General features: G+C 71.6%; 16 protein-coding genes. 4 read left to right on the top strand and 12 right to left on the bottom strand.

Translation table 11 applies throughout. From position 1 onward, the window contains the following. From KM427_RS05945 to KM427_RS05935, 3 genes are read right to left on the bottom strand one after another with little or no spacing between them, the layout of a single operon-like run. A complete protein-coding gene (locus KM427_RS05945; RefSeq protein WP_215526604.1) occupies window positions 1-408 on the bottom strand; it encodes a DUF2871 domain-containing protein in 408 nt (135 codons plus the stop codon). After that, window positions 405-1,154, bottom strand: coding sequence for an ABC transporter ATP-binding protein (locus KM427_RS05940; protein ID WP_183593116.1), 750 nt, complete (start codon window positions 1,152-1,154; stop codon window positions 405-407). Before KM427_RS05940 ends, KM427_RS05945 begins: the two co-directional genes overlap by 4 nt. Continuing rightward, window positions 1,151-2,212, bottom strand: a complete 1,062-nt coding sequence (locus KM427_RS05935) for an ABC transporter permease (protein WP_215526603.1) — start codon at window positions 2,210-2,212, stop codon at window positions 1,151-1,153. The genes KM427_RS05940 and KM427_RS05935 overlap by 4 nt, the downstream gene beginning before the upstream one ends. 258 nt (window positions 2,213-2,470) lie before the next feature. Here KM427_RS05935 and KM427_RS05930 point away from each other — a divergent pair, with 258 nt between their 5' ends. Both KM427_RS05930 and KM427_RS05925 read left to right on the top strand, forming a co-directional pair. Next, a complete protein-coding gene (locus tag KM427_RS05930; protein WP_215526602.1) occupies window positions 2,471-3,670 on the top strand; it encodes a sensor histidine kinase in 1,200 nt (399 codons plus the stop codon). Further along, window positions 3,667-4,296 carry a response regulator gene (locus KM427_RS05925; RefSeq protein ID WP_183593114.1) on the top strand — a complete coding sequence of 210 codons (630 nt, stop codon included), beginning with the start codon at window positions 3,667-3,669 and terminating at the stop codon, window positions 4,294-4,296. The genes KM427_RS05930 and KM427_RS05925 overlap by 4 nt, the downstream gene beginning before the upstream one ends. A 24-nt stretch (window positions 4,297-4,320) precedes the next feature. On the opposite strand, the gene KM427_RS05920 is transcribed toward KM427_RS05925, so the two are convergent. From KM427_RS05920 to KM427_RS05900, 5 genes are all read right to left on the bottom strand, one after another. Next, window positions 4,321-4,713 carry a cupin domain-containing protein gene (locus KM427_RS05920; protein WP_183593113.1) on the bottom strand — a complete coding sequence of 131 codons (393 nt, stop codon included), beginning with the start codon at window positions 4,711-4,713 and terminating at the stop codon, window positions 4,321-4,323. Beyond that, the gene (locus tag KM427_RS05915; RefSeq protein WP_215526601.1) at window positions 4,713-5,495 is read right to left on the bottom strand and encodes an HpcH/HpaI aldolase family protein; all 783 of its coding nucleotides are present in this window, start codon (window positions 5,493-5,495) and stop codon (window positions 4,713-4,715) included. The genes KM427_RS05920 and KM427_RS05915 overlap by 1 nt, the downstream gene beginning before the upstream one ends. Next, window positions 5,492-6,655 (bottom strand): amidohydrolase family protein, encoded by a 1,164-nt coding sequence (locus tag KM427_RS05910; RefSeq protein WP_215526600.1) that lies wholly within the window; start codon window positions 6,653-6,655, stop codon window positions 5,492-5,494. The genes KM427_RS05915 and KM427_RS05910 overlap by 4 nt, the downstream gene beginning before the upstream one ends. 69 nt (window positions 6,656-6,724) lie before the next feature. Further along, complete coding sequence (locus KM427_RS05905; protein WP_215526599.1) at window positions 6,725-7,549, bottom strand: fumarylacetoacetate hydrolase family protein; 825 nt, start codon at window positions 7,547-7,549, stop codon at window positions 6,725-6,727. 280 nt (window positions 7,550-7,829) lie between these two features. After that, window positions 7,830-10,052: a cytochrome P450/oxidoreductase gene (locus tag KM427_RS05900; RefSeq protein WP_215526598.1), complete on the bottom strand. Its 2,223-nt coding sequence runs from the start codon at window positions 10,050-10,052 to the stop codon at window positions 7,830-7,832. A gap of 218 nt (window positions 10,053-10,270) precedes the next feature. Between KM427_RS05900 and KM427_RS05895 the strand changes: the two genes are divergently transcribed. After that, on the top strand, window positions 10,271-11,377 hold the full coding sequence (locus tag KM427_RS05895; RefSeq protein WP_183593108.1) for an NDMA-dependent alcohol dehydrogenase: 1,107 nt from the start codon (window positions 10,271-10,273) through the stop codon (window positions 11,375-11,377). A gap of 489 nt (window positions 11,378-11,866) precedes the next feature. On the opposite strand, the gene KM427_RS05890 is transcribed toward KM427_RS05895, so the two are convergent. From KM427_RS05890 to KM427_RS05875, 4 genes are read right to left on the bottom strand one after another with little or no spacing between them, the layout of a single operon-like run. Further along, entirely contained in the window at window positions 11,867-12,775 is a 909-nt protein-coding gene (locus KM427_RS05890) for an ABC transporter permease (RefSeq protein ID WP_183593107.1), read from the bottom strand. Window position 12,776: 1 nt separating this feature from the next. Beyond that, a complete protein-coding gene (locus tag KM427_RS05885; RefSeq protein ID WP_215526597.1) occupies window positions 12,777-13,964 on the bottom strand; it encodes an ABC transporter permease in 1,188 nt (395 codons plus the stop codon). Continuing rightward, window positions 13,961-15,529, bottom strand: a complete 1,569-nt coding sequence (locus KM427_RS05880; protein WP_215526596.1) for an ABC transporter ATP-binding protein — start codon at window positions 15,527-15,529, stop codon at window positions 13,961-13,963. The genes KM427_RS05885 and KM427_RS05880 overlap by 4 nt, the downstream gene beginning before the upstream one ends. Window positions 15,530-15,534: 5 nt before the next feature. Continuing rightward, entirely contained in the window at window positions 15,535-16,695 is a 1,161-nt protein-coding gene (locus tag KM427_RS05875) for a BMP family ABC transporter substrate-binding protein (protein WP_215526595.1), read from the bottom strand. 162 nt (window positions 16,696-16,857) lie between these two features. Here KM427_RS05875 and KM427_RS05870 point away from each other — a divergent pair, with 162 nt between their 5' ends. Next, entirely contained in the window at window positions 16,858-18,333 is a 1,476-nt protein-coding gene (locus KM427_RS05870) for an aldehyde dehydrogenase family protein (RefSeq protein WP_215526594.1), read from the top strand. Window positions 18,334-18,373 lie beyond the last annotated feature (40 nt).

Below are 18,373 nucleotides of genomic sequence, written 5' to 3'. Positions count from 1 at the left end.
TCACCACCGGGGCGCCGCCTGCTTGCGGATGGCCAGGAAGAGATGGATCAGGCCGAGCGTGATCAGGATGTGGCCCAGGCCGGCGATGCCCGAGACGGCGGCCAGCGGGTCCTCGCCCTGGACGTCGCGGATCCCGTGCACCGTCATCGCCGCGACCGTGACGACCAGGCCGCTGTTGTAGAACACGAAGAACAGCGTGAACAGCCGGTGGCCCGAGATCCCGAGGGCCGCGTCGAGCGCCAGGACGATCAGGAAGAGCAGCATGCCCAGCGCGAGCAGGTGGGTGTGCACGACGGCGAGCTGGGTGTCACCGGTGTAGTCGTGGGCCTTGGTGTACTCGCGATAGAACAGGCCTCCGGCGAGGCCCGCGATCAGGTAGGCGAGTGCGGCGACGTAGGTCTTCTTCATCCGGTCCTGGTCCTTTCGATGGGTGCGTGATCGTCACGGTCGTTCGGGCCGGACGGGTCGCGGGTCGGGGCGAGCCGCCCGTCCACCATCCAGTAGGTCGTGTCCATCCGGGCCATGACACCGGGGTCGTGGGTCACGAGCATCGTCGCCGTGCGGTACTGGCGCGTGAGCTCGACGACCAGCTCCACGAGCTGGGCGCCGCGCTGCCGGTCGAGCGCGCTCGTGGGCTCGTCCACCACGAGCAGGGCGGGCTCGTTCATCAGGGCACGGGCGACGTTGACCCGCTGCCGCTGACCCCCCGAGAGCTCGGCCGGAAGACTGTCCAGGTGCCCGTCGAGCCCGACCGCCTCGAGCAGCTCGACCGCACGGATCCGCGTGTCGATGCGACTCCGGCGCCGACGGCGACCCACGGTGAGCTCGCCCATCACGAGGAGCTGCTCGAGGGTGGTGAGCGACGGCAGCAGATTGGCCTGCTGGAAGACGATGCCGATGCGCTCCCGGCGCAGGCGGGCTCGTCCGCGCAGGTCCAGCGTCGTCGCCTCGACGTCGCCGATCCGGACGCTGCCACGATCCGGAAGCACCAGGGTCGAGGCGACGGCGAGCAGGCTGGACTTGCCCGAGCCCGACGGTCCGCTGATGCCCACGGTCTCACCGCCGGCGATCGACAGGTCGACGTCGTCGACGGCCACCAGCCGCCCCTCGCCGCCGTCGGGATAGGTCAGCGTGATGTGGGACAGATCGATCATCGGTTGCTCCCCAAGGCGACGAGCGGGTCGATCCGGGTGACCGACCTGGTCGCGACCGCGGCCCCGAGCAGGCCGAGCGCGATCGTGATGGCCGCCGGAGCCAGGGTGGTCAGCGGACTGAAGACGTAGGGCAGCCCGGCCGAGGCGAGGAGTGCTCCCGACGAGGCCAGGGCGAGCCCGACCGCGACACCACCGACGAGCAGGACGAGTGCCTGCCCCAGCGCGTCCGTCATCAGCCTGCGCGTCGTGGCGCCGAGCGCCCGGAGCACCGCCACGTCGCCCCTGCGCTGCATGCTCCAGATGTTGAAGAAGGCGCCGATCACGAGCGCCGAGATCGCGAACAGCAGCCCGACCATCAGCAGCAGCGACCCCACCTCGGAGGTGAAGGACGCCAGCGCGGACAGGGAGCCCCGGACGGTCGTCGACTCCGTCCCGGCGGCGGCGTCCGCGGCCTCGACGTCGATCCCGCTGCCGCTGACCGCGAGGACGGTCGCGAACGGCGCGACCGCCTCGCTCGTTCCGCCCAGGTCGCGCCAGGTCTCGAGACTGGTCCACACGACGGGCATGTGTGAGTACCACTGCGTCGCATCCGATACGACGACGCGATGGGGTCGCCCGCCCATGAGCACCCGGTCACCGGCATCGGCACGCAGCTCCTCGGCGAGCCCGCGCGGCACCACCACGGCACCCGCGAGGTCCTCCCGGTCCTGACCGGCCGGCAGGTACTGCCGATACAGGTCGGAGCCGAAGACCGTGACCGACTGCTGCGCGTCCCCCAGCACGAGTCGGGTCTGGCCGATGCCGACCGCGTCCACCCTCTCGACACCGGGCGCCTGCGCCCAGGTGTCGGCCTGCCGCGCCGTGACGGTGGAGTCCTCGAACGAGCGGTTCCCGCCGGCTGGGACACCGAAGACGATCCGGTCCGCCGGCAGGTCCGTGATCGCGGAGATGTTCTGCTGCACGAGGCCCCCGATGAGCCCGCTGAGGAACGTGACCAGCCCGGTGATGAGGGCGACCACCACCCCGACGAGGACGAACCTGGTCGTGGCACCTCGCATCTCGCGCCAAGCAACGAACACCTGCTGTCCAGCTCCTTCCGGCTCTGCCCACTGCGCCTGCGACCGGGTCGGTCGCGGCCTGTCATCAGTGTCATCGCCTCCGGTGCCCGGATCATCGTCGCTACGACCGGTCGTCGCTGCCCTGAGGTTGGACGGCGCTCTCCTACTTTCGATGGAACCGCAGGTCGGCACCCGTTCGTAGACTGGTGATCGCGGCCGGGCGGTTCGCGAGCCAGAGGTGGAGAGGTACCCGATACCGTGGTCGACCACAGGACTGCTGCGACGCGCTCGCTCGAAGCGATCTCGTCGGGCCTGCGGACCGCGCTGCACGCGCTGGTCGTCGTGCTGACGGTGGTCGTGCTGGCCGCGGCTCCCGAGCAGTCGGGGCGAGAGCTCGTCGCGCTCTGCCTGGTCGCCCTCTTCCTCGGCACGTACGCACTCGGGGCGCTGCGCGGTCTGCCGGAGGGCACCGGCCGCGCCCGTCGCGACCAGCTCTGGGTGGTCGCGCTCACGGTCGAGTGGATGGCGCTGGCCGGCTCGACCGGCGCCGCCGTCTACCTCGTGTTCGCCCTGTTCTTCCTCTACCTCCAGGCCTTCTCGGGCTGGCGGTCCGTGCTGGCGGTCGCGCTCTCGACGGCGTTCGCCGTCGTGGCCTTCGGAGCCCAGGCGGGCTTCACCGCCGCGGGCGTCCTCGGCCCGATCCTCGGGGCCGCCGTGGCTCTGGTGTTCGGCTACGGCTACCGGTCCCTGGCGCGCGAGATCGGCGCGCGCGGGGCCCTCATCGAGGAGCTGAACTCGACCCGGGCCCAACTGGCGGCCGCGGAGCGCGCGGCCGGGGTCGCCGACGAGCGGGAGCGCCTCGCCCGCGAGATCCACGACACCGTCTCGCAGTCGCTGTCGAGCATCGTCATGCTCCTGCACGTCGCCGAGCGCGCCGACCCCGACGACGCCCGCCGCCGCGTGCGGCAGGCGCGCGACGCAGCGACCGGAGCGCTGGCGGAGACCCGGCAGTTCATCAGCGAACTGGCGCCGCCCGGGCTGCGACGGTCGAGCCTCCTCGAGGCCCTGACGCGGCTGGTGGACGAAGCGCGGGACACCAGCGGCATCCAGGCCCACGTGAGCCTGACCGGTGAGGAGGGGTCGCTCGACTCGGTGCCGGCTCCGGTGCAGACCGCGATGCTCCGGGTGGCGCAGAGCTCCCTGGCGAACGTCGTGCAGCACGCCGGGGCACGACGGGTCGACGTGACGCTGACCCGGCTGGAGGACGAGGTCATCATCGACGTCGTCGACGACGGCCGCGGGTTCGACGCGGCCGGCTCGTCACGGTCGATCGGCGGCGAGTCCTTCGGGCTGCGGGCGATGCGGCAGCGGGTCGAGGGGCTGGGCGGCGAGCTGGTCGTGCAGTCGCGACCGGGGACCGGCACCAGCGTGACGGCGAAGTTCAAGGTGGATCGATGACCGTTCGGGTGCTGCTCGCTGACGACCATCCGGTGATGCGGACCGGCCTCACCGCGCTGTTCGAGGCCGACGACGACATCGAGGTCGTGGCGGCGGTCGGGACCGCCGAGGAGGCCGTCGCGCTGGCCCGAGAGATCCGGCCGGACGTGATCCTGATGGACCTGCAGTTCCAGGGTGAGTTCAAGGGCGCCGGCGCGACGGCGGAGATCCGGCGGCTGCCGGAGCCGCCGGCCGTGCTGGTGCTGACGAACTACGACACCGACAGCGACATCGTGACGGCCATCGAGAGCGGCGCCGCCGGCTACCTGCTCAAGGATGCCCCGCCGGAGGAGATCAGCGCCGCCGTGCGTGCCGCGGCGTCGGGACAGACCGCGCTGGCTCCGGCGGTCGCGAACCGGCTGCTCTCCCGGATGCGCGACACCACGACGGCGCTCAGCCAGCGCGAGCTGGAGGTCCTGGACCTGGTCTCCCAGGGGCTGTCCAACCTCGACATCGCCCGTCGGCTGCACCTGAGCGAGACGACGGTCAAGTCACACCTGGCGCACATCTATCCCAAGCTCGGCGTCACCTCGCGCACCGCCGCCGTCGCCGCGGCCCGGCAGGCCGGGTACATCCGGCGCGGGTGAGCCTGGATCCACCGGTGGCCGCGGTCAGTCGGACTCGGCGAGCGCCGGGCCGAGGTCGAGCTTGGCGAGCAGGTCCGCACGCGGCGGCACGAAGATGTCGATGTTGACGCACGGGCCCTCGGTCGGCTCGACGTAGTGCTCCGCCCCGCGCGGGACCAGCAGGAAGGACCCGGGCGTCATGTCGTTGGCGACGCCGTCCACGTAGTAGAAGCAGCGTCCCTCGGCGATGTAGACGAGCTGGTCGAAGTCCTCGTGGCTGTGCGGGTTGAGGTCCATCCCGACGTCGAGCTCGTGGTGCGCGATCATCACGTCGTCGGTGGCGAAGATGCGACGGCGTACGCCGGGCCGGATCTCCTGCTGCGGGATCCGGTCCCAGTTGACGACCTTGCCGAAGAGGGCTTCGTTGAGCGCGGACATCAGGTACCTCCAGGGTTGTCGTTGGCATGCGCGGTCGGGCCGGCCAGCGAGCGCAGCCCGGTGGCCAGCAGCTGCAGGTCCGAGCCGACGACGACGTAGTCGGCGGGTGCGAGCGCCGCGGCGGCCGCGGGCGTGGCCGCCCAGCCACCGAACGCGACGCCGGCCGATTCCGCCCCCTCGCGGATCGAGTCGACGGCGCGGTCCAGGGTGTCCGCCGCGGGCAGCCCCAGGCTCACCGACAGGTCGGTGGTGCCGACGAACGCGACGTCGAGCCCGCGCAGCACCTCCTCGAGCGGCTCGGCCACGAGCGTCTCGATCTGCCCGACGAGGAGAGGCGGCGCCGCGGCTTCCTGGTCGAGGAAGTCCGCCAGCGCGCTCGCCCCGAACCCGGCGACCCGGTTGGCGAGGCTGATCGAGCGCTCGCCCTCGGGTGCGAACCGGCAGGCGGCCCGCAGCTGCCTCGACTCCGCGACCGTGCGCAGCGTCGAGAGCTGGATGCCGGCCGCGCCGCTCTCCAGCAGCCGCGCGATCAGGCCCGGCTGCACGGCGGGCAGGCGGACCAGGGCCGACAGCCCGCACAGGTCCGCGGTGCGGACGAGCGCGACCGCGTCGCGCTCGTCGAGCACCGAGTGCTCCAGGTCGACCACGATGAAGTCGAGGCCGGCCGCGGCGGCCAGCTCGACGACGTCGCACGACCCGAGCTTGACGAACGTGCCGGTCACCGGCTCGCCATCGGCGAGCCGGGACCGCAGCGCCCGTCGCGTGTCGTGGACCGAGGTCACGCGGTCGCTTCTCCCCGCCAGGGCGTGGTCTCGACCAGCGCGCCCTCGTGCACGACGGTGGTCGGCTCGAGGCGCGGCGCGGTGATCACGTTGCCCGAGGCGTCGGGCAGCTCGACCTCGCTGGTCTCGGTGAGGACGGTGACGTCCGCGCGGCCGCCGACCTCGAGGCGGCCGTATCCCTCGTCGGCCAGGCCGAGCAGCTCGGCCGGCGCGACGGTGGCGCGGCGGATGCACTCGTCCAGGGGGGCGCCCAGCGCGACCAGCTTGGCGATGCTGGTCACCAGGTCGAAGACCGGTCCGCGCCAGTTGCGGGCGCTGGTGTCGGAGCTGAGGATGTCAGGCAGGAAGCCGCAGGCGATCGCCTGGCGGGCGACGTTGAAGCTGAGGTTGCTGCGGCCGTGCGCGGAGTCGAACAGCACTCCGCGCTCCCGCGCCTCCAGGACCTGGGCGAGCACCTTGTCGTCGTCGAGGATGCCGTGCGGCTTGCCGGTGTAGCAGTGCGCGACGATGTCGCCGGGCCGCAGCTGCTCGAGGACCACCGGCAGCGGCTCCTCGGTCTCGCCGATGTGCACCATCAGCGGCAGGCGGGCCTGCTCGGCCAGCTCGATCGACTTCTTCAGCAGCGACATCCAGTTCGGGCCGACGACGTCCTCGGAGAGCCGGATCTTGAAGCCGCGCACGACGTCGGGGTTCGCGGCGGCGACCTCGAGCGCGTCGTCGACGACGAGGGTGTCGGGGTTGAGCAGTTCGCCGAAGCGGAAGTCGATCAGGCCCAGGACCGACACGTTGAGGAAGTTCACCACGCGCATCGCGTTGCCCTCGACCACGACGCGCCGGAAGGCCGCGAAGGTGGAGGCACCGGCGGTGCCCGCGTCGGCGACCGCGACCACGCCGCGGCGCAGGTGCGCCTCGTCGGCGGGGGCGCCGACCTTGGAGACCTGCTCGAAGATGTGGCTGTGTCCCTCCACCAGGCCGGGTACGACGGTCGAGCCCGTGCAGTCGACGACCTTCGCGCCGGGGGCGCTCAGGCCCGTGTCGATCGCGGCGATCCGGTCGCCCCGGATCGCGACGTCACGGCGTGCGTTGAGGCCCGAGGCCGGGTCCAGCACCGTGCCACCGGAAAGGATCAGGTCGTAGGTCGGCTGGTTGGGGTCGGTCATATCGGCTCCTAGGGCCAGGTGGATGATGGAGATTCGGTCTGTGCGGGCGCGACGGTGCCGCGACGAGGGTCAAGCGGTCTGGCGCGCGACCGAGGTGGTCAGGGGCAACACCGGCCCGACCTCGACGCGGATCTGGTCGCCCGGAGCCAGGAAGCAGCCCCGGTCCTGGCCGGTCCCGGCCGGCGTGCCCGTCAGGACGACGTCACCGGGCTGCAGCGGCGCGTAGCGGGAGATCCTCGAGATCAGCTCGGGGATCGGGAAGATCAGGCCCGCGCTGGTGTCGTCCTGGTGCAGCTCGCCGTTGACCCAGCTGCGCACCGGGATGCTGTCCCGGTCGGCCAGCTCGTCGAGCGTGCACACCGACGCGCCGAGGGGCTTGAACCCCGGGAAGCTCTTCGCCAGCACCGGGATCGAGGTGCTGCGCATGACGTCGCGCGCCGTCATGTCGTTGGCCGCGGTGATGCCGGCGATGCTCGACCAGACCTGGTCGGGCTCGGCGCAGTAGAGCGGCCGGCCGATCACGACGGCGATCTCGGCCTCGTAGTCCATCTGCTGGGTGGAGTCCTCGGGCAGCGCCACCGAGCTCCCCGGCGCGAGCACGGCCGAGGAGGCCGCGAGGAACAGGATCGGATCGGTGGGCAGGTCCCGGCCGGCCCGCGCCGCCTTGGACTTGTAGTTGAGCCCGATCCCCCACACCGCCCGCGGCGTACCGAGCGGCGCGCCGAGCTCGGCCGACGCGAGCGGAACCCGCTCGACCACCGGGGTCGAGCGGAGGGCGTCCAAGGATCCGGTCTCCTGGAGCACGGCTCCAAGGTCCGGGAAAGGCGTGTCCAGCAAGGCGATCTCGTCGTTCTCGACGCGACCGATGCCGGCAGGCGTGGTCACTGCGTGCATGTCAACCATCTTTCAATGCGAGACGGTATCGTGTCAAGTGATACAGCCATGGGGTCCGGAGAGGTCGCCGAAGCACCCTGCGGAGGCCCGTCGTGGACCGCCGATCAGGGGTGCGGCGCCGTCCCCGGGCATGACGAAGCGCCCGGCGAGCCAGGCTCGCCGGGCGATCGGCGGGGGTGATCAGCAGGGGGCGACGAGAAACGGCGGAGCCGGTGCGGACCGGCTCCGCCGTGTCGCCCTCAGGACGCGGCCGACCGGGCGGATCGCGCCCGGCGCGGCGTCAGAGATCCAGGACGATCCGGTCCGACTGGGACCGGCTGACGCAGATCATCATCGTGCTGCACGACTCACGCTCGGCGTCGCTCAGCACCTCGTCGCGGTGCTCCGGCTTCCCGGCCAGCACCCGCGTCTCGCACGAGCCGCAGAAGCCCTTCTCGCAGTCGTAGTTGAGGCCGGGCAGGACCTCCCGCACCACCTCGATCAGGCGCTTGTCGACCGGGACGTCGAGCACCTGATGGGAGCGCGCCAGCTCGACCTTGAACGGCTTGTTGTTCTCGGTCGAGGCGAGCCGCGCCTCCATCTCGTCGCTGGCGGCGAAGCGCTCGACGTGCAGGTCGGCGCGGCGTCCGAGCTCGTCGCACAGCGCCTGCACGGCCGAGATCATCGCGCTCGGACCACAGCAGTAGATCGCCGTTCCGGGCGGGGTCGCGCCGATCGCGGCGCGCAGGTCGGGTATCCCCTGCTCGTCCTGGGGGACCAGGTCGACCTCGATCCCCGGCAGCGCGGTGAGCTCGTCGGCGAACGCCATCGTGGCGCGCGAGCGGCCGCCGTAGACGACCCGGGCCGGGCGGCCCCGCGCAGCGAGGGAGCGGGCCATCGCCAGGATCGGCGTGACCCCGATGCCGCCGGCGATGAGGAGGTGGCCGTCGGCGTCGACGAGCGGGAAGTGGTTGCGCGGGCCACGCACGGTCAGCTCCCGGCCGGCGACCGCGATGTCGTGGAGTTCCTCGGAGCCACCCCGACCCGCGCGCTCGCGCAGCACCGCGACCCGGTACGACGACGGGTCGTCGAGCTGACCGCAGAGCGAGTACTGCCGGAGCCGGCCCGACGGCAGCCGCATCTCCAGGTGGGCACCGGGCTGCCAGCGGGGCAGCGTGCCGCCGCCGGCCGCGCGGACCGTGATCGCGAGGACGTCCTCGGCGACCACGTCGACCGCGTCGAGGACGACGTCGTACGTCTCGTTGTCGTGGCTGGCGCCCTGGAACTGGTCGATCCGGTCGCCCACCCGCGGGCCGGGCGTGAAGGTCGCCGGGATGACGTCCCAGCCCATGTGGTTGCCGCGCGAGGCGTAGCCGACCACGCCCTCGCGGTCGACCTTGTAGTCGGGGAGCCGGGTCAGGACCTGGTGGATCATCTCCTGGAACATCGCCCGCGCCAGGTGGGCACCCGGGCAGCGGTGGGTGCCGATGCCGAAGGTCAGATGGCGGCTCGCGTCGCGGTCGAGGCGGACCTCGTGCGGCTCGGTGAACACCTCGGGGTCGTGGTTGGCCGCGAACCACGGGACCAGCACGCGCTCGCCGGCCTGCACCGGGCAGCCGCCGATCTCGGTGTCGGCAGTCGTCGTGCGGGACATGGCGGTCACCGAGCCGTAGCGGCGCAGGAACTCGTCGGTGCCGTCGACGAGGAGGTCGGGCGCGTCGATGAGCTGCTGACGCATCTCGGGGTGCTCGTCGAGGTGGACGAGCACCGAACCGGTCAGCGAGGTCGTGGTGTCGACGCCGCCGGTGATGGCGATGCCGATCACGGAGAAGACCTCGGCGTCGGTGAACTCCGAGCCGTCGGCCTTGCGCTCCGCCAGCAGCCGGCTGATCACGTCGTCCCCGGGGTTGGCGCGGCGCTCGGCGATGATCTCGGCGAGCCGCTTCTCCATGTAGGCCATGCCCTCGTAGGCGCGCTGCGCGCGCTCGCTGCCCGGCTCAGAGGTGAAGACGTCGTGGATCGGGCGACCGATCCGCATCCAGTCCTCCTCGGGGAAGCCGATCCAGTCGAGGGTGACCGCGCTGGGCAGCGGGTTGGTCAGCACCTCGACCAGGTCGGCGCTGCCGGACTCGATGAACTCGTCGACGATCCGCGAGGCGTGCCGCGCGATCATCGGGCGCAGCTCGTCGACCGCGGCCGGGGAGAGGATCAGGTCGAGCAGTCGGCGGTACTCCACGTTGTCCGGCGGGTCCAGCTCGAGCGGGTACTGCATGTTGCCGCCGAACGGACCGCTCGGGATGACGATCGCGGTTCCCTCGAGGTTGCCGGCCGCGCGCGTGGACGAGAACAGGGCGTCGTTGCGGGCGACCTGGAAGACGTCGGCGTACCGCGTGAGGTAGACGTAGCCGTTCTCGTGGGCGTCGGTCCGCCCGACCGGGCACTTGTCCCGGAACGCCGCGTAGTAGCCGACGATGTCGTCGCGGCATTCCGCTGAATGGTGGTCGAACTTCTCGTAGGTTGGCATGCCCTGTCCCTCATCAGCCGTACCGGTGTGCTTGAACTCACGGAGACAGTAACAACGTCTCACAAAGTGAGTCAACGTCTCGCATTGCGCAATCAGCGCTGCTGTCCTAGCGTCGGATGCGACAGCACGCGGCCACGGTGTTCCGCGCTCGGGCCACTGGTCCCCGCGGTCCTCCGAACCCCGACCGAGCCGCCCCGGACACACGAAGGATCTGCCCCATGCGAACCAGAGGCGCGATCGTGCGCAACGCCCCCGGACCCTACGAGGTCGTCGAGCTCGAGGTGGCCGATCCGGCCGCGGGCGAGGTCCAGGTCCGCCTGGTCGCAGCCGGGCTGTGCCACTCCGACGACCACATCGCCGTCGGCGACTCCCCCGTCGCGATCTACCCCTTCGCGCTGGGCCACGAGGGCGCCGGCGTGGTGACCAAGGTCGGGCCCGGCGTCGACGACCTGGCCGAGGGCGACCACGTCGTGTTCTCGTTCCTGCCGGCCTGCGGACGCTGCCGCTGGTGCGCCACGGGCATGCAGAACCTCTGCGACGACGGCGGCAAGGTCTGGATGGCGCCCGAGGTGCCCCGGCTCCACCTCACCGACGGCACGCCGGTCGGCCAGATGTGCGGCGTCTCGGCGTTCGTCGAGACCACCACCGTCTCGGCGCGCTCCGTCGTCCGGGTCGCGCCGGACCTCCCGCTGGACAAGGCCTGCCTCGTGGGCTGCGGCGTCGCCACCGGCTGGGGCGCCGCGGTCAACTCGGCCGCGGTCCGGCCCGGCGACGTCACCATCGTCATGGGCATCGGCGGCATCGGCATCAACGCCGTCCAGGGCGCCGCCCACGCGGGCGCCACCACCGTGATCGCCGTCGACCCCGTCGAGTTCAAGCGCGAGGAGTCCAAGCGGTTCGGCGCCACCCACGCGTTCGCGACCATGGACGAGGCCGCCGACGTGGCCCGCCAGCTGACCAACGGCCAGGGCGCCGACGCGGCCATCGTCACCGTCGGCGTCGTCACCGGAGAGCACGTCGGCGCGGCCTTCGGCGCGATCCGCAAGGGCGGCACCGCGGTCGTCACCGGCCTCGGCAACAACGCGGAGGTCGGCGCCCCGATCAGCCTCACCGAGCTCACGCTCTACCAGAAGCGGCTCCAGGGCTCGCTCTTCGGCCAGTGCAACCCGACCGCCGACATCCCGGCCCTGCTGGACATGTACCGCGCGGGCGCCCTCAAGCTCGACGAGATCGTCACCCGGACCTACTCCCTCGACGAGATCGGCCAGGGCTACGAAGACATGCACGCCGGCCGCAACCTGCGCGGGGTCGTGCTCTTCGACTGAGCCGTACGACGAGGAACGGGGGTCGCACCAGCCGGTGCGACCCCCTTTCTTCCGGCCCTCCCGTCGGGCAGTGACGGGCTTGTCGGCCCCGATCGGGATAGTCCGTCACGTTCTGGTTGTCGTTCCGCGCGTTCGGCAACCGTTTCGTGACGGACTATCTGCGGGGCGGCACCCGGCGGTGGGTGTCCCACCGGGACGGCCCGACTCCCGCCCACACCTCTGACCGTCCCGAACCTGGGTGGCTTCGAGCATCGGCGCTGAAGCGCCTCGCACCTCGACCATCGTCCCGGTCATCGCGCGGTTCACCGGCTGACCGCCGAAACCCGCACGACTCGCCGGGTCGACTCGGCGTGTCGTACGGGTTGCGGCTGACGGGCTCGGGCCGGGGAGCCCCTCCTGACCCATCCATGGGTCAGGAGAACCCGCCTCCCGTCCGGACTCAGGCGTGTCTCCCGTCGGTGCGCAGCAGGCGTCGATGGGAGACACGCCCTACCGAACGGGCGCGAAGGGCATGCCGAGCGCCAGTGGCCGTTTCGATCTGGCCCCGAGCACCGCCAGCGAGCACAGGGCGAGCAGGTACGGCGTGGCCGCGAGGAGCTGCGGCGAGACCGAGTACCCGATCGCGGGAAGCGCCAGCTGCAGGCCCTGGGCGACGCCGAAGACGGCGCACGCGCCGATCACGCCGCGCAGCATCCAGCCACCGAAGATGACGGCCGCGATCACGATGTAGCCGCGACCGGCGGTCATGCCGGACGTGAACGACCCGGACTGGAAGACCGACAGGTACGCCCCGCCGACCCCGGAGCACAGCCCGCAGAAGAGCAGGGCCTGGCGGCGCCGGGCGTTGACGTTGATGCCGGTCAGGTCGCTGGCGCCCGGGTCGTCCCCGACCGCCCGCAGCTCGAGCCCGAGCCGGGTGCGGCGCACGTACCAGATCAGCAGCACCAGCGGTGCGATCAGGTAGACCACCCACGGCTGCACGAAGAACGCCTTGCCGATGATCGGGAGGTCCGAGAGCAGCGGCACCTGCCACGCCGACCCGCGCGGGATGTCCAGTACGGTCGTGGAGAGCAGGTAGTTGGTCACGCCCAGCACCAGCATGTTGAGCGCGAGGCCGACGACGTAGGTGTTCAGCTGCAGCCGATGACTCAGGTTGCCGTGCACGAAGGCGACCGCCAGGCCGGCGAGCATGCCGCAGAGGAGCCCGACCACCGGCGAGCCGGTGGCCGAGGCGCCGTACGCGGCCGCGAACGCCGAGCCCAGCATCATCCCCTCGACGGAGAGGTTGAACGTGCCGGCTCGCTGGGCGACGTACTCGCCGAGCCCGGCGAACAGCAGCGGGACGGTCAGCGGGACCGACGCCGCCAGGATCGTCTCCAGATCCATCGCGACACTCATCTCAGGCCACCTCCACGGCACGACGGATCCGGCGCCGGCGCAGCGCGGCCAGCAGGACGGGCGGACAGAGCAGCGCGACCACGATCGCTGCGGTGATGACGTTGACGATGTCGACCGGGACGCCCTCGCCGCCGAGCAGACCGCCGCCGGCGACCATGGCGCCGAAGACCAGCGCGAGCAGCACGCTCACGCCGGCGTTCGTCCGGGCCGCGAGTGCGATGAGCAGGCCGCTCCAGCCGATGGCGCTGGAGGCTCCCGGGTTCAGCTGGAAGCTCTGCCCCAGCAGGATCACCGCGCCGGCCGCGCCGGCGAACGCGCCCGACGCCGCCACGGCCAGGGAGCCGAGCCGGGGGGCGCTGATCCCGATCGTGCCCGCGACCACGGGGTTCTGCCCGAGGATGCGCAGCCGGTAGCCGGGGTGGGTGGACTTGAGGAACCACGCGACCAGGACCGCGGCGACCAGCGCCAGGATGAACGCGGAGGGGACCTCCACGCCGAGCACGTTCACGCTCGGCAGCATCGCGTCGGCCGGGACCCGGGGCGACTGCGACGCCGTACCGGCGCCGAGGACGCCCTCACCGTCGTCGTGGAGCGGACCGTCGCCGCTGATCAGCGCGACGAGCAGCTGCTCGGCGAGGAAGACCAGCAGCAGCGAGCTGACCACGATGTCGACGCCGCGGCCGAACTTGAGCACCGCGGCCACCATGGCCCAGAGGCCACCGGCGACCGCCGCGGCCAGGAAGGCCAGCGGGATGATCAGGGAGCCCGGACCGTCGACGTGGAAGACCACGAAGCCGGCGCCGATCGCGCCGAGCGTGACCTGGCCCTCCTGGCCGATGTTGAACTGGCCGGCGCGCATGCAGATGACCGCGCCGACCGCCACCAGCAGCAGGGGCGCAGCGGCGGTGAGGCTGTAGGCGATCGAGACGCTGCTCCCGAGGCTGCCTTCGTACAGGCTGCTGAGGATGACCGCCGGGGAGTGCCCGGTCGCCCAGCCCAGCAGCAGCCCCACGCTGAGGCCGAGCGCGAGGAAGCCGAGGAAGGCGAGCACCTGCTCGGTGGCCGGGCGCGCCTTCGAGCGGAGCGTGCCGACCAGGTTCGCGACGACCGCGTCGACGCCGCGGCCGCCGGGCGCCGGCGGGACCGGGTGCTCGCGCACCGCGGTGTCCTCGGAGACTCGTGTGTTCACTCGCTCACACCTCCCATCAGTAGACCCAGCCGCTCGGGGTCGGCCTCGGAGCGGGCGAGCTCGCCCTGGATCCGGCCGCGGTAGATGACGGCGATCCGGTCGGACAGCTGCAGGATCTCGTTCAGGTCCGAGGAGATCAGCAGCACGGCGACACCCGCAGCGGCCGCCTGTCGCATCCGCTCGTGCAGGTCGGCGACCGCACCCACGTCGAGCCCTCGGGTCGGCTGGGCCAGCACGAGGACGGCCGGGCCGGCCGACAGCTCGCGGGCCAGCACGACCTTCTGCTGGTTGCCACCCGACAGCGACCGCATCGGCTGGTCGATCGAGGTGACGGCGATGTCGAACTCCTCGACCAGCCGCTCGGCGAGCTCACGCAGCCGACGCCGGGACACCACGCCACCGCGCGACAGCGAGCCCAGTCCGGCCAGGGCGAGGTTGTCGGCCACGGACATGTCGAGGATGCAGCCGGACTCGCGCCGGTCCTCCGGCACCACGCCGATGCCGACGGCCCGGGTCGACCCCGGGCGGCCGACCGACACGCGGTCACCGTGGACTCGCAGCTCGCCGGTGTCCAGCGAGAGCGAGCCGGCGAGGAGGGCCGACAGCCACTGCTGACCGTTGCCCTCCACGCCGGCGACGCCCACGATCTCCCCCGCCCCGATCTCGAGGTCGAGGGAGTCGAGGGCCCGAGCGCCGTCGTGGGACGCCGTCGCGCCGACGATCCGCAGCACCGGTGGGTGCGGCGTCAGATCCTCCGGCCGGTCGTCGGGCTCGTCGAGCTCGACGCCGATCGCGGCGGCCACGTCGGCCGTGGCCGGCAGGTCACGACCGATCATGTGCCGGGCGAGGTCGGCCACGTCGGCCTCCTTGGGGTTCACCCTGGAGACGACGCGGCCACCTCTCATGACCGTGGCGCGGTGCGCCACGGCGGTGATCTCGCGCAGGTTGTGGCTGATCAGGATCACCGAGGTCTCGTCCTGCTCGGACAACCGGGCGAGCATCCGGAACAGCGAGCGCGACTCCTGCCGGGTCAGCACGGCCGTGGGCTCGTCGAGGACGAGCAGCCGCGGCCGGTCGATCAGGCAGGTGACCAGCTCGACCCGCTGTTGCTCCCCGACGCTCAGCTGGCCGACCATGGCCCGAGGAGCGACATCGAGGCCGAACCGCTCGCTGACCTCTTCGATCTGCGCGATGGTCCGGTCCCGGTCGACCCGGCCCTCCGAGCTGAGCACGACGTTCTCCCAGACCGACAGGGTCGGGATCAGGCTGTAGTGCTGATGCACCATCCGTACGCCGTGCGCCCTGGCCTCGTTGGGGTCGCGGATCGTGGCCGGGGTACCGGCGATCGCCACCTCGCCCCGGTCCGCATGGACCAGCCCGAGCAGGATGTTCATCAGCGTCGACTTGCCGGCGCCGTTCTGGCCGAGCAGACCGTGGATCTCCCCCGGCGCGACCTCGAGATCGACGTCGAGACAGGCCGGTACCCCGTTGAAGTGCTTGGTGATGCCCTCCATGCGGAGGGCCGACACCACCGCCTCCGCCTCCGGCCGAGAACCCGCGGTCATCTGACTCATTCCGTGCCCGCGAGCGCGAACAGGTCGATCTTGCCGTCGTTGAGGTCGACCTGCGCCTGGGTGATGGCATCGGTCATCGCGTCGGCGCCGTCACCGGCGTCGTCGCAGGCGTGCACGGCCGGCACCGGGTCGACGCCGAGGCTCCAGTTCCGGGTGACGCCCAGCTCGAGCTCGCCCTTGGCGAACGAGTCGAGCATGGGTGCCAGGTAGTAGCCCGGCGCGAAGATGACCTCGCCGATGAAGCTGGCCTCGTCGGAGTCACAGAACGCCGAGGGCGACCCGAGGACCGGGATGCCGGCCTCCTCCGCCTTCTTGGCCACGGCCACCGTCGGCGCGCCGAAGTAGGGGTAGACCGCGCCCACGCCCTGCGACACCTGGGCGTTGAAGCCCTCGACCGCCTTGCCGACGTCGATCTGGTCGCCGGTGTAGGTCTCGACGACCTTGGCGTTCGGCAGCTGCGCCTTGACGCCCTCGGCGAAGACCTTGCCGATCGTGGTGTTGAACGGCGCCGCGATGCCCGAGAGGAAGCCGGTCTTGGTGATGTCGTTGGCCTTCATGTACGCGCCCATGGCCACGCCCGCGACGTAGGCGTAGCTGAGGCCGACGTCGTAGGACTGGGTGAAGGTGGCGTCCTGCTCGGGCGAGCCGTAGCCGCCCTGCAGGTAGAAGAAGGTGTCCTTGCAGATCGGGTTGCTGGCCGCCGTCACGGCCTGCGCCAGCTGCGCGTCGCCGATGACGATCATGTCGACCCGCTGCCGGCACAGGTTCTCGGCGGCGGTGACCGCCTGGGTCAGCGGCACCATGCCCTGCACCGTGTAGTCCCAGTCGTTCTGACCCGCGGCGTACGCCACGGCGTCGGCGGTGCTCTGGTAGTAGGTGCCGTCGTTGGTGTCACCGGAGGTGATGACGCCGATCGAGACCTTGCCGTCGCCGTTCTGGTCCGGCTGGCCCTTGGGCACGGCGCCCTCGCCCACCCAGTCGGGAGGCGTGGCCGAGCCGGGCTCGCCGACGGCCTCGCCGCGCGCGACCGCGAACCGGTCCGGCACCTCCGAGGCCTGCGCCTTCGGCTCGCCGTCCGAACTATCGCCACAGCCAGCAACAGCGAGCACCGCAACGACCGCGCAGGCCGCGTAGAACTTCTGGATTCGCATGATCATCCGCCCTCGATCTATCCGAGTCGTACGTGATTGCGGGTCTTCCGACCTAGCTCCGAGTACCTGTCGGCCGAGCCCCGGGGACCGGGACAGCATGCACCAGACCGTCTCGCAATGCAACACATCATCTTGACTAATGTGAACGGACGGCTGGACCATTCGAGGGTGACCACGGCTGAGAAATTCTCCTCGACGCCCGCTCCGAGCGGCGACCACCCCGGTACCTACATCGGCGGCTCCTGGCTCGAACGCAGCGCCTCCTTCGCCTCCGTCGACCCCGCCACCGGCGAGGCCTTCGGCCAGATCTCGGCGAGCGAGGTCGGCGACGTCGACCGCGCGGTCGCCGCTGCGCGCGCGGCCGCGCGCGGCTGGGCCCGTACGTCGCCGTCCGAGCGCGGCGCGATCCTGGGCCGGTGGGCGGGGCTGGTCTTCCAGCACCAGCACCGGCTCGCGGCGCTCGAGGCGCGCAACGTCGGCAAGCCGCTCTCCGGCGGGCTGCTGAACGTCCAGATCGCCGGCTCGATCCTGCAGTTCACCGCGGGCGGGGCCGACAAGCTGACCGGCGCGACGCTGCCGACCCGCTCCCCCGACTACTTCGGCTTCACCCGGCGCGAGCCGCACGGCGTGTGCGCGATCGTGCTGCCGTGGAACGTGCCCGCGGTGCTCTGCGCGGCCAACCTCGCCCCCGCACTGGCGGCCGGGAACGCCGTCGTGCTGAAGCCGTCGGAGGTCGCCCCGCTGGTCATCCACGCCCTCGTCGAGCTGGCCGAGGAGGCCGGCGTACCGGCGGGCGTGCTCAACGTCCTCACCGGTGTCGGTGCCGAGCTCGGCGCCGCGCTGGTCGGCCACCCGGGCGTCGACCACATCAGCTTCGTCGGCTCGGTGGCCACCGGGCGCCTGGTGATGCAGGCCGCCGCCCAGAACCTCACCCCGATCAAGGTCGAGCTCGGCGGCAAGTCCCCGAACCTCGTCTTCGCCGACGCCGACCTGGACGTCGCGGTCCCCGCGATCGTCCGCTCGATCACCGAGAACGCCGGCCAGAACTGCAACGCCGGCTCCCGCCTGCTGGTCCAGGCCGGGATCGCCGACGAGGTCCGGCAGCGCGTCGTCGCCGCGATGTCCGAGATCCGGATCGGGTCCTGGGACGAGGACCTCGACATGGGCCCCCTGGTCAACCCCGTCCAGCACGAGCGGGTGAGCGGCCTGGTCGAGGGCGCGCTGGGCGACGGCGTCGAGCTGCTGCTCGGCGGCTCCCGCCCCGACGGTCGCGACAGCGGCAACTTCCTGGCACCCACGGTGCTCGGCGTCACCGACCGCAACGCCCCGATCGTCGGCCAGGAGATCTTCGGTCCGGTGCTGACCGTCGAGACCTTCACCGACGACGCCGACGCCATCGCGCTCGCCAACGGCACCGACTTCGGCCTGCTCGCCTGCGTGTGGACCCAGGACGTCTCGCGCGCCCTGCGGATGTCCTCGGAGATCGGCGCCGGCCAGATCTCGGTCAACCAGTTCGCGGACGCCGGCGTGATCGGCATGCCGTTCAACATGTACAAGCAGAGCGGGTTCTCCGCCGGCAACGGCTACCGGGCGCTCTACGAGTTCACCCGCGAGAAGGCGGTCGCCGTCAAGCTGCTCGGCTGATCGCTCCCGCACCACACGCTGGCCCGTCGGAGACTCTCCG

The organism is Nocardioides sp. LMS-CY (genome assembly GCF_018732145.1).
In the GTDB taxonomy this organism is placed as follows: domain Bacteria; phylum Actinomycetota; class Actinomycetes; order Propionibacteriales; family Nocardioidaceae; genus Nocardioides; species Nocardioides soli.
This window is presented reverse-complemented; position numbering and strand designations above follow the sequence as displayed.